Genomic DNA, 11,244 nt, shown 5'->3' on the forward strand with positions numbered 1-11,244 from the left:
CCCCCTGTGGGGGAGGTGTCGCCGAAGGCGACGGAGGGGGGAGTTGGCCGAGGTGGGTCCGCTCCCCCCACCGGCCCATTCGGGCCGCCTCCCCCATAGGGGGAGGAACTGAGAAAGGGGACCACGCGATGGAGCAGAGCTGGAAACAGGCAAAGTCCGTCTTCGCCACGGCGCTCAGCGCGCCGCTGGTGTGGCTGGTGCTGTTCTTCCTGGTCCCGCTGGCCATCGTCTGGGCCTACAGCTTCGGCCACAACGAGGGCCTGACCCAGATCGCCATCACCGGCACGTTCAAGAACTACGCCCGGGCGATCGAGCCGCTGTACCTGAAGATCTTCCTGAAATCGGCCGGGGTGGCGGCCCTGACCACCGGCCTGTGCCTGGTGATCGGCTTCCCCGTCGCCCTGGCCATCACCTTCGCCTCGCAGAAGGCCAAGACCTGGCTGCTGCTGCTGATCATGCTGCCGTTCTGGACGAACCTGCTGATCCGCACCTACGCCCTGATCGCGGTGCTGCGCAACGAGGGCTACATCAACAAGGGCCTGGAGGCGGTCTGGGACCTGGCGGCCAAGATCATGCCGCTCCAGCCGTTCCAGCCGCTGGAGATGATGCACACCAATTTCGCGGTGATCGTCGGCCTGGTCTATGTCCACCTGCCGTTCATGGTGCTGCCGCTCTATTCGGCGCTGGACCGGCTGGACAAGTCGCTGCTGGAGGCCAGCCTCGACCTGGGCGCCGGGCACATGCGCACCCTGTTCAAGGTGGTCGTGCCGCTGGCCCTGCCGGGCATCGCCTCGGGCGTCCTGATCACCTTCATCCCGGCCCTGGGGGCCTATCTGACCCCCGACCTGCTGGGCGGCCCCGACAGCCAGATGATCGCCAACGTCATCGAGCGCCAATTCAAGCGCGCCAACGACTGGCCCTTCGGCGCGGCCCTGTCTTTCCTGCTGATGTACCTGACCTTCGTGGCCATCGCGGTGCAGGCGCTGCTTTCGCGCGGCAAGAAGGGGGCTCAGGCATGAGCGTCTTGAAGCCGCGCCCCTCTAGGCCCTCCCCCTGTGGGGGAGGCGATCGCGCAGCGATCGGAGGGGGGAGTGTTCGGCAGACGACCGCGCCCCGGATCCTCGACCCTAAAACTCCCCCCACCGGCCTTCGGCCGCCTCCCCCACAGGGGGAGGGCCTGAGCTGCGTCGCTCGGGGAGATTTCGCATGACCAAGCGCAGTCCCCCCGGTCCCCTGGAATACCTCCGCCGCTGGCAGATGCAGGCCTGGCTGGCGGCGGTGGGGATCTTCCTCTACGCGCCGCTGATCGCCCTGATGGCCTTCAGCTTCAACGACAGCCGGCGCAACATCGTCTGGAAGGGCTTCACCCTCAAATATTACGAGAAGGCCCTGAACAACGACGGGCTGATCGAGGCTTTCGCCAACAGCCTGACCATCGCGGCCCTGTGCACGGTGCTGAGCGTGGCGCTGGGCGCCATGGTCGCCCTGGTGCTGTGGCGGTTCCGCTTCCCTGGCAAGACGGTGCTGGACGGGGCCCTGGCCCTGCCGATCGTGGTGCCCGAGATCTGCATGGGCGTGGCCATGCTGGTGTTCTTCGCCAAGGTCCTGCCCTGGCCCGTGGGCCTGCCCTGGCCGCTGAACCTGGGGGCCATCACCATCGCCCACGTGTCGTTCTCGTTCCCGTTCGTGGCGGTGGTGGTCCGCGCCCGGATGGCCAGCTTCAACCGCGAGATGGAGGAGGCGGCCCGCGACCTGGGGGCCGGCGAATGGCGCACGATCAAGGACGTGATCCTGCCGCACATGGCCCCCTCGCTGGTGGCCGGCGCCCTGCTGGCCTTCACGCTCAGCCTGGACGACTTCGTCATCACCTTCTTCACGGCGGGGCCGGACACCGTGACCTTCCCGGTGAAGGTCTATTCGATGGTGCGGTTCTCGGTGACGCCCGAGGTCAACGCGGCCTCGACCATCCTGATCGTGCTGACCGTGATCCTGACCGCCGTGGCGCTGAAGCTGCAGGGCGACCCGGCGGGCGTGGCCGGCGGGCATGGGGACGGCAAATGAGCTTCTCTTTCAATCGCCCTACCGCCGTCTTCCCGGCGAAGGCCGGGATCCAGATTCATCCTGGGCGGCTCGTGGGTTTCACCTGGGCCCCGGCCTTCGCCGGGGAGACGGAATTTTTGGGGGCAATCGGGTGAGCGCTGCGACCAACCAACCCATCATCACCTTCGAGAACGTCACCAAGCGCTTCGGCAAGATGGTGGCCGTCGACAACGTCTCGCTGTCGATCCAGGAGGGCGAGTTCTTCTCGCTGCTGGGTCCGTCGGGCTGCGGCAAGACCACCCTGCTGCGGATGCTGGCCGGGTTCGAGACGCCGACCGAGGGCCGCATCCTGATCGACGGCCAGGACGTCTCGACCGTTCCGCCCAACAAGCGGCCCGTGAACATGGTGTTCCAGTCCTACGCCGTGTTCCCGCACATGAGCGTGCACGACAACGTCGCCTACGGCCTGAAGGTCGACCGGGTGAGCAAGGCCGAGCGCGACCGGCGGGTGGAGGAGGCGCTGGATCTGGTCCAGTTGCACGGCCTGGCCCAGCGCCGGCCCGACCAGCTGTCCGGCGGCCAGCGGCAACGTGTTGCGCTGGCGCGAGCTCTTGTGAAACGGCCCCGCGTGCTGCTGCTCGACGAGCCGCTGTCGGCTCTGGACGCCAAGCTGCGCGACCAGATGCGCACCGAGCTGTGCACCCTGCAGGAGAAGGTCGGCATCACCTTCATCATGGTCACCCACGACCAGGACGAGGCCCTGGCCCTGGCGTCGCGCTGCGCGGTGATGAACCGCGGCGTGCTGCAGCAGGTGGCCGGCCCCAGCGACCTCTACGAGTTCCCCAACAGCCGCTTCGTGGCCGACTTCATCGGCAGCGTGAACCTGTTCGAGGGCGTGCTGGCCGTCGACGAGCCCAGCCACGCGGTGGTGAAATCGCCCGACCTGGACTGCGACATCTTCCTCGATCACGGCGTCACCGGCGCGCGCGGCGGCACGGTCTGGGCGGCGCTGCGGCCCGAGAAGATCGAGCTGCACAAGCGCGCCGACGGCTCGCCCCCGCCGAACATGGGCGACTGCCCGGTCGGCCAGAACGCTGTGGCCGGGGTGATCAAGCACGAGGCCTATCTGGGCGGGACGAGCGTCTACGAGGTGGAGATCAAGAGCGGCCGGCGGGTGAAGGTCACGCGCCCGAACCTGACGCGATGGGACCAGGAGGACTTCAAGCTGGGCGAGGCCGTGTGGCTGGGCTGGCATGCGTGCTCGCCGGCGGTGTTGTTGAGTTGATGACGGTGGCTCCCCCCCTTGCCCCCACCTGGCGGCTGCGCACGCCAAGTCCCTCCCCCCGTGGGGGAGGTGTCGCCCGAAGGGCGACGGAGGGGGGCGTGATCGGCAACTGGCCGGGTCTGCGATCTTCGATCCGACAACTCCCCCCTCCGATCGCTACGCGATCGCCTCCCCCACAGGGGGAGGGACTGCGGTCCGTAGGGGGTAAGTTATGACCCGCCCCGTCGCCGGGATCATCTGCTGCACCCGCACGGTCGGGATCGAGCCGGCCCAGGCGGTGATGAACCGCTATGTCGCCAGCGCCATGCGCTACGCCGACGCCGCGGCCCTGCTGGTGCCCTCGATGCCCGAGCTGATGAAGGCCTCGGAAGTCGCCTCTCGCCTCGACGGCCTGATGCTGACCGGCAGCCCCTCGAACATGGACCCCGCCCTCTACGGCCAGGAGGTCCCCGACGCCCCAGGTCCGTTCGACGCGGCGCGCGACACCATGACCGCCGACCTGATCAAGGCCATGCTCGACCTGGGCCGCCCGGTGTTCGGCGTCTGCCGCGGCTTCCAGGAGATCAACGTCGCGTTCGGCGGCACCCTGCGCCGGGACATGGCTCAGGCCGACGAGCTGATCGCCCACCACGCCCCTGACGAGGTCGACTTCAACGGCATGTTCGACCACGAGCACCGCGTCGACCTCACCCCCGGCGGCGTGCTGGCCCGGGCCTTCAACGCCGAGGCGGCGACCGTCAATTCCGTGCACTACCAGGGCGTCGACCGCCTGGGCGAGGGCCTTCTGGTCGAGGCCCGTGCGCCCGACGGCGTGGTCGAGGCGGTGTCGGCCAAGGTCAACGGCGCGCCTGTGCTGGCCGTCCAGTGGCATCCCGAATGGAAGACTGAGCGCAACCCGCAGAGCCAGGCGTTCTTCCAGGTGTTCGGCCGCGCGCTGCGGGGCGAGGGGCTGCGGCCTCCCGCCTAGCTCTATCCCGTCTCCCCGGCGAAGGCCGGGGCCCAGGTGCAACCCTGCCAAGGCTCAGGATGAACCTGGATCCCGGCCTTCGCCGGGAAGACGGACCGAAAAGCAAAACAAGAAACTAGACGACCCAGGAGAGTACCCCGATGACCGTACCGATCCGCAACCACGACATCGCCGAGCTGAAGCGCCTGGACCTGGCCCACCACCTGCCGGCCCAGGCCGACCACAAGGTGCTGGCGGAGCTGGGCGGCAGCCGGATCATCACCCGGGCCGACGGCGTCTACATCCATGACGGGGAGGGTCACCAGATCCTGGACGGCATGGCCGGGCTGTGGTGCGTCAATGTCGGCTACGGCCGCGACGAGCTGGCCAAGGCGGCCTACGACCAGATGCTGGAGCTGCCCTACTACAACACCTTCTTCAAGACCGCGACGCCGCCGCCGGTGAAGCTGGCCGCCAAGATCGCCGAGAAGATGGGCGGCCACCTGACCCACGTCTTCTACAATTCGTCGGGCTCGGAGGCCAACGACACGGTCTTCCGCCTGGCCCGCCACTACTGGAAGCTGAAGGGCCAGCCCGGCCGCACCGCCTTCATCAGCCGCTGGAACGCCTATCACGGCTCGACCGTGGCCGGCGTCTCGCTGGGCGGCATGAAGCACATGCATGCCCAGGGCGACCTGCCGATCCCCGGCGTCCACCACGTCATGCAGCCCTACCAGTTCGGCGAGGGTTTCGGCGAGGGTCCGGCCGCCTTCCGCGACCGCGCCGTGAAGGAAATCGAGGACAAGATCCTCGAGGTCGGCCCCGAGAATGTCGCCGCCTTCATCGGCGAGCCGGTGCAGGGGGCGGGCGGGGTGATCATCCCGCCGGACGGCTACTGGCCGGCGGTCGAAGCGCTCTGCCGAAAGTATGGCGTCCTGCTGGTCTGCGACGAGGTGATCTGCGGCTTCGGGCGGCTGGGCCAGTGGTTCGGCCATCAGCACTACGGGATCAAGCCCGACATGATCGCCATGGCCAAGGGCCTGTCGTCCGGCTACCTGCCGATCTCGGCCGTCGGCGTGGCCGACCACATCGTCGCCGAGCTGCGCGAGAAGGGCGGCGACTTCATCCACGGCTTCACCTATTCGGGCCACCCGACCGCCGCCGCCGTGGCGCTGAAGAACATCGAGATCATCGAGCGCGAGGGCCTGGTCGAGCGCACCCGCGACGACACCGGGCCGTATCTGGCCAGGGCCCTGGCCACGCTGAACGACCACCCGCTGGTGGGCGAGACCCGTTCGCTGGGCCTGATCGGCGCGGTCGAGATCGTGCGCGAGAAGGGGACCAACCACCGCTTCCTCGACAAGGAAGGCGAGGCCGGGCCGATCGTGCGCGACCTGTGCATCGCCAACGGCCTGATGGTCCGCGCCATCCGCGACAGCATCGTCTGCTGCCCGCCCCTGATCATCACCCACGCCCAGATCGACGACCTGGTGGGGATCATCAGGAAGTCGCTGGACGAGGCCGAGCCGGTGCTGCGGGCGTTGAAGGTCGAGCCCGTGTCTTGATCTCCGTCCTTCCTGCCATCCCGGACAAGCGCGCAGCGCGCCGATCCGGGACCGACCCGGAGCGCGGCGCTTCCGGCGGTCCCGGATCTTCGCTGCGCTTCGTCCGGGATGACAGCGATGGGGGTGTCGAAAATACCTCCTGACGAGGCCGCGCACCCGGAGAGATTGTCGCCAAAGCTCAAGAGACTAGACTTCGAAAAGCGCGAGGAGCGCCCCATGAAGTACAAAGAAAAGAAATCCAAGCCCGCCCCCAAGACCACCCGCGGGGTCGCATCCCTCGATGACGCCAAGGACTGGTTCGCGCGGCAGAACATCGAGGAGATCGAGTGCGTCGTGCCCGATCTGGCCGGCGTGGCGCGGGGCAAGATCATGCCGGTGCGCAAGTTCCTGGCCACGCCGTCGATGAACCTGCCGCTGGCGGTGTTCTACCAGACCATCACCGGCGACTTCCCCGAATTCGAGGGAGCGGTCAATTCGGTGCAGTCCGACACCGACATCTTCCTGACCCCTGACCTGGCGACCCTGGCCGTGGTGCCCTGGGCCCAGGATCCGACCGCCCAGGTGATCCATGACGCCTTCCATCCCGACGGCCGCCCGGTCGAGGAAAGCCCGCGCCAGGTGCTGCGCCGCGTGGTGGCCCTGTTCCGCGAGAAGGGCTGGGACCCGATCGTCGCGCCCGAGATCGAGTTCTACCTGGTCGAGAAGAACACCGACCCCGACTACCCGCTCAAGCCCCCGATCGGGCGCTCGGGCAGGCCGGAAACTGGCCGCCAGGGCTACTCGATCGCGGCGGTCAACGAGTTCGACGCCCTGTTCGAGGACATGTACGAGTACTCGGAACGCCAGGGGCTGGAGATCGACACCCTGATCCACGAGAGCGGCGTGGCCCAGATGGAGATCAACCTGCGTCACGGCAGTCCGCTGGAGCTGGCCGACCAGGTGTTCATGTTCAAGCGCACCATCCGCGAGGTGGCGCTGGAGCACGAGATCTACGCCACCTTCATGGCCAAGCCGATGGCCGCCGAGCCCGGCAGCGCCATGCACATCCACCAGTCGATCTTGGACACGGACGGCCAGAACCTGTTCTCGGACCCCAAGAGCGGCGAGGCCACCCCGCTGTTCTACGCCTTCATCGCGGGGCAGCAGCGCTACCTGCCGGCGATCATGGCGATCCTGGCGCCGTACGTGAACTCCTACCGCCGGATCGCGCGGGACTCCGGCGCGCCGGTCAACACCCAGTGGGGCTATGACAACCGCACCTGCGGCCTGCGCGTGCCGCCGTCCGACCCGGCCAACCGCCGGCTGGAAAACCGCATTCCCTCGTCGGACGCCAACCCCTACCTGGCGATCGCCGCGACCCTGGCGGCCGGCTATCTGGGCATGACCCAGAACCTGACCCCCTCGGCCCCGGTCGACACCGACGCCAACATCCGGGGCATCGAACTGCCCCGCAGCCTGCTGGAGTCGGTGGCGCTGTTCGAGGCCGCCAAGCCGCTGGTCGACATCCTGGGGGTCACCTTCTGCAACGCCTACGCCACGGTGAAACAGGCCGAGTACGAGACCTTCATGCGCACGATCAGCCCGTGGGAGCGGGAGTTCCTGTTGCTGAATGTGTAATTTTCACCTTCTCCCAGAGGGAGAAGGAGGGGCCCGCGCCGTTAGGCGTGGGAGGATGAGGGGTTACGCCGCCAACCGGCGTGCCGGCCCCCCCTCCACCATCTTAGCGGGTCCCTCCCTCTCCCCATGGGAGAGGGTGAGATGAATACCGGCCACCCCGCCACCTCCTGGTACGCCCAGACCGCGACGCCCTTCCCGACGCTCCCTGGGCTCCAACAGGACACCCGCGCCGACGTCTGCGTCGTCGGCGCCGGCTACACGGGCCTGGGCGCCGCGCTCGAACTGGCTACGCGCGGGGTGTCGGTCGTCCTCCTGGAAGCCGCCCAGGTCGGCTCCGGCGGCAGTGGCCGCAACGGCGGCCAGGTCCACACGGGCCAGCGCAACGACCAGGCCTGGCTGGAGAAGACGCTCGGCCGCGACGACGCCCTGCGCCTCTGGACGATGAGCCAGGACGCCCGCGCCCACCTGCTGGCCCTGATCGCCGAGCACGACATCGCCTGCGACTTCCGCCCCGGCATGATACACGCCCGCCACAAGCGCGGCGGCGAGGCCGAGGACGCGGCCCATGTCGCGTTCATGCAGGACCGCTACGGCTACGACCAACTGGCCCTGATCGACGAGGCCGCCCTGGCCCATGAGTTGGGGACCGACGTCTATCACGGCGGCCTGGTCGACCACGGCGGCGGCCACCTGCATCCGCTGAACCTGGCGCTGGGCATGGCCCGGGCGGCGATGGCGGCGGGGGCCGTGATCCACGAACAGACCCGCGCCACGGCCTGGCGTCGCGAGGGCGGGTCGATCGTGGTGGAGACACCGCAAGGCCGCGTGATCTGCGGCCAGCTGATCCTGACCGGCGACGGCTATCTGGACGACCTGGTCGGCGGCGCGGCCCGGGCCCGGGTGATGCCGATCAACAACTTCATCCTGGCCACCGAGCCCCTGGGCGAGCGGGCCGACACGATCATCCGCTCCAACGCCGCCGTCGCCGACAGCCGGTTTGTCGTAAGCTATTTCCGCAAGAGCCCCGACGGCCGGCTGATCTTCGGCGGCGGCGAGAACTACCGGCCCGGTTTCCCACCGGACCTGAAGGCCTTCGTGCGGCGGCACATGCTGCAGGTCTATCCGGACCTGGCGGATGTGGAGGTCACCCACGCCTGGGGCGGGACCCTGGGCATCACCGTCCACCGCGCGCCGTTCGTGCGGGAGCTGGCGCCGGGCGTGCGGATCGCGGCCGGCTATTCGGGACAGGGCGTGGTGCTGGCGCCGTGGTTCGGCAAGCTGCTGGCCGACGCGGCGCTGGGCGAGGGCGAGGGGGTGGAGCTGCTGTCGCGGCTGCCGACGCCGCCGTTCCCCGGAGGGCGGCTGCTGCGGTGGCCGCTGACGGTGGCGGGGTTGAGCTGGTATGCGCTTAGGGATCGGATTTGACGCACTAGTCCCTCCCCCTGTGGGGGAGGCGACCCGAAGGGTCGGTGGGGGGATAGGGCGACGGATGCCCGATCACTCCCCCCTCCGGTCGCTACGCGACCACCTCCTCCACAGGGGGAGGGACTTGCCGGGCCGGCCGTTGACTTCACGGACTGTCCGCCATCCCATCCTCCCATGCCGTCCACGACCACCACCACCGAGCCCTCCGGCAGCGTCGCCACCGCCCTGGCCCATGCTCAGCGCCTGCTGGCCAGCGACCCCCGGATGGCCGCCGAGCAGGCCATCGCGATCCTGGAGGCCGTGCCGCGTCACGCCGAGGCGGTGCTCATTCTGGCGACGGCCTTGCGGCTGTCGGGTGACACCCAACAGGCCCTGCGGGTGATCGATCCGATGGCGCGGGCCCTGGTCCAGTCGCCGCCGGTCCAGCTGGAGCACGGCTGGATCCTGGCCGCCGCCGGCCAGACCCAAGCCGCCATCGCCGCCTTCAAGCGCGCCCTGGCCCTGAACCCCGACCTGCCCGAGGCCTGGCGCGGCCTGGCCGAGGCGCTGGAGCTGGTCGGCGACGAGGACGGCGCCCTGGCCGCCCGGGCCCGGCAGATCAAGGGCGGGATCCGCGACCCGGCCCTGATGGCCGCCGCCGCCGCCCTGGTCGACGGCAAGCCCGGCGAGGCCGAGAAGACCCTGCGCGCCCTGCTGGAGACCCGCCCCGACGAGCCGGCGGCGATCCGCATGCTGGCCGAGGCCGTCGCGCGGCTGGGCCGCCAGGAGGAGGCCGAGACCCTGCTGGTCCGCTGCCTGGAGATCGCCCCCGGCTTCACCGCCGCGCGCCAGAACCTGGCCACCGTGCTGTACCGGCTGGGCCGGTCCGAGGCGGCGCTGGACCAGCTGGACAGCCTGCTGGCCGAGGACCCGCGCAACCCGGCCCACCTCAATCTGAAGGCCGCCGCCCTGGCGCGGATCGGCGAATACGCCCAGTCGATCGCGATCTATGAGGACGTGCTGGGCCGCTATCCCCAGCAGCCCAAGGGCTGGATGAGCTACGGCCACGCCCTGAAGACCATCGGCCGCTCGGCCGACTGCGCCAGCGCCTACCGCAAGGCCGTCGACCAGGCCCCGTCGCTGGGCGAGGCCTGGTGGAGCCTGGCCAACATGAAGACCTACCGCTTCGACGCGGCGGACCTGGCGGCGATGGAGGCCCAACTGGCCCGCGAGGACCTGGCCGAGGACGACCGCTTCCACCTGCACTACGCCCTGGGCAAGGCCCACGAGGACGCCGCCCGCTACGCCGAGTCGTTCGAGCACTACGCCCAGGGCGCGGCCCAGCGGCGGGCCCAGGTCCACTACGATCCGGCGGTGATGACGCAGCATGTAGCGCGCAGCAAGGCCGCGCTGACGGCGCAGCTGTTCGCCTCGCGCGCCGGCCAGGGCTGCCCCGCGCCCGACCCGATCTTCATCCTGGGCCTGCCGCGCGCCGGCTCGACCCTGGTCGAGCAGATCCTGGCCAGCCACTCGGCGGTCGAGGGCACGATGGAGCTGCCCGACGTCGGCGCCATGGCCAAGCGGCTGGGCGGCGCCAAGTCGTCGCGCGATCCGTCCGCCTATCCCGAGATCCTGACCACCCTGGGTCCGGAGGACCTCGAGGCGCTGGGGGAGGAGTTCCTCGACCGCACCCGGGTGCAGCGCAAGACCGGCAGGCCGTTGTTCATCGACAAGATGCCCAACAACTTCGCCCACATCGGCCTGATCGCCCTGATGCTGCCCAACGCCAAGATCATCGACGCCCGGCGCCACCCGATGGGCTGCTGCTTCTCGGGCTTCAAGCAGCACTTCGCCCGCGGCCAGACCTTCAGCTACGGCCTGGAGGACATCGGCCGCTACTACGCCGACTACGTCGAGCTGATGGCCCACTTCGACGCGGTGCTGCCGGGCCGCGTGCACCGGGTGATCTACGAATCGATGATCGAGGATCCGGAAGCGCAGATCCGCGCCCTGCTTGCCTATTGCGGCCTGCCGTTCGAGGAATCTTGCCTGAATTTCCACGAAAACGACCGGGCCGTGCGCACCGCAAGCTCTGAACAGGTCAGGCGTCCCATCTTCAAGGACGCGGTCGAGCATTGGCAGAACTACGAGTCGTGGCTGGACCCGCTCAAGACCGCCCTGGGACCGGTCCTATCCCGATATCCCGCCGCGCCTGAATTTTGATCACCCGCTTCGAACCCTGCCATTTCTGCAACAGTCAGCCGAATTGACGTTTGTTTGAATTTTGATCCTTGCGAGGACCAAATCACAGGAAGACCATCGTTCACCTAACCAGTTCGGGGGAGCGATAATGCCGTTGATTAAGCGTAGTGCGCACGGATCGTCCA

The 11,244-nt window shown here is 68.8% G+C and carries 8 protein-coding genes; all 8 read left to right on the forward strand.

All coding sequences use genetic code 11. From position 1 onward, the window contains the following. The first annotated feature begins 128 nt into the window (after positions 1 to 128). The 8 genes from AC1DYP_RS19075 (at position 129) to AC1DYP_RS19110 (ending at position 11,080) form a co-directional block, all read left to right on the forward strand. Complete coding sequence (locus AC1DYP_RS19075) at positions 129 to 1,019, forward strand: ABC transporter permease (protein ID WP_477031808.1); 891 nt, start codon at positions 129 to 131, stop codon at positions 1,017 to 1,019. 187 nt (positions 1,020 to 1,206) lie between these two features. Then, entirely contained in the window at positions 1,207 to 2,061 is an 855-nt protein-coding gene (locus AC1DYP_RS19080) for an ABC transporter permease (RefSeq protein WP_477047663.1), read from the forward strand. 193 nt (positions 2,062 to 2,254) lie between these two features. Continuing rightward, on the forward strand, positions 2,255 to 3,325 hold the full coding sequence (locus tag AC1DYP_RS19085; protein ID WP_477047699.1) for an ABC transporter ATP-binding protein: 1,071 nt from the start codon (positions 2,255 to 2,257) through the stop codon (positions 3,323 to 3,325). Positions 3,326 to 3,536: 211 nt separating this feature from the next. After that, positions 3,537 to 4,292: a gamma-glutamyl-gamma-aminobutyrate hydrolase family protein gene (locus tag AC1DYP_RS19090; protein ID WP_477047664.1), complete on the forward strand. Its 756-nt coding sequence runs from the start codon at positions 3,537 to 3,539 to the stop codon at positions 4,290 to 4,292. 140 nt (positions 4,293 to 4,432) lie between these two features. Continuing rightward, positions 4,433 to 5,836: an aspartate aminotransferase family protein gene (locus tag AC1DYP_RS19095; RefSeq protein WP_477047665.1), complete on the forward strand. Its 1,404-nt coding sequence runs from the start codon at positions 4,433 to 4,435 to the stop codon at positions 5,834 to 5,836. Between the two features lie 216 nt (positions 5,837 to 6,052). Further along, positions 6,053 to 7,453 (forward strand): glutamine synthetase family protein, encoded by a 1,401-nt coding sequence (locus AC1DYP_RS19100; protein WP_477047666.1) that lies wholly within the window; start codon positions 6,053 to 6,055, stop codon positions 7,451 to 7,453. A gap of 141 nt (positions 7,454 to 7,594) precedes the next feature. Then, positions 7,595 to 8,878, forward strand: coding sequence for an NAD(P)/FAD-dependent oxidoreductase (locus tag AC1DYP_RS19105; RefSeq protein ID WP_477047667.1), 1,284 nt, complete (start codon positions 7,595 to 7,597; stop codon positions 8,876 to 8,878). Positions 8,879 to 9,052: 174 nt separating this feature from the next. Continuing rightward, positions 9,053 to 11,080, forward strand: a complete 2,028-nt coding sequence (locus AC1DYP_RS19110) for a tetratricopeptide repeat-containing sulfotransferase family protein (protein ID WP_477047668.1) — start codon at positions 9,053 to 9,055, stop codon at positions 11,078 to 11,080. Positions 11,081 to 11,244: the final 164 nt, after the last annotated feature.

The organism is Caulobacter sp. P1_D6, from assembly GCF_056406095.1.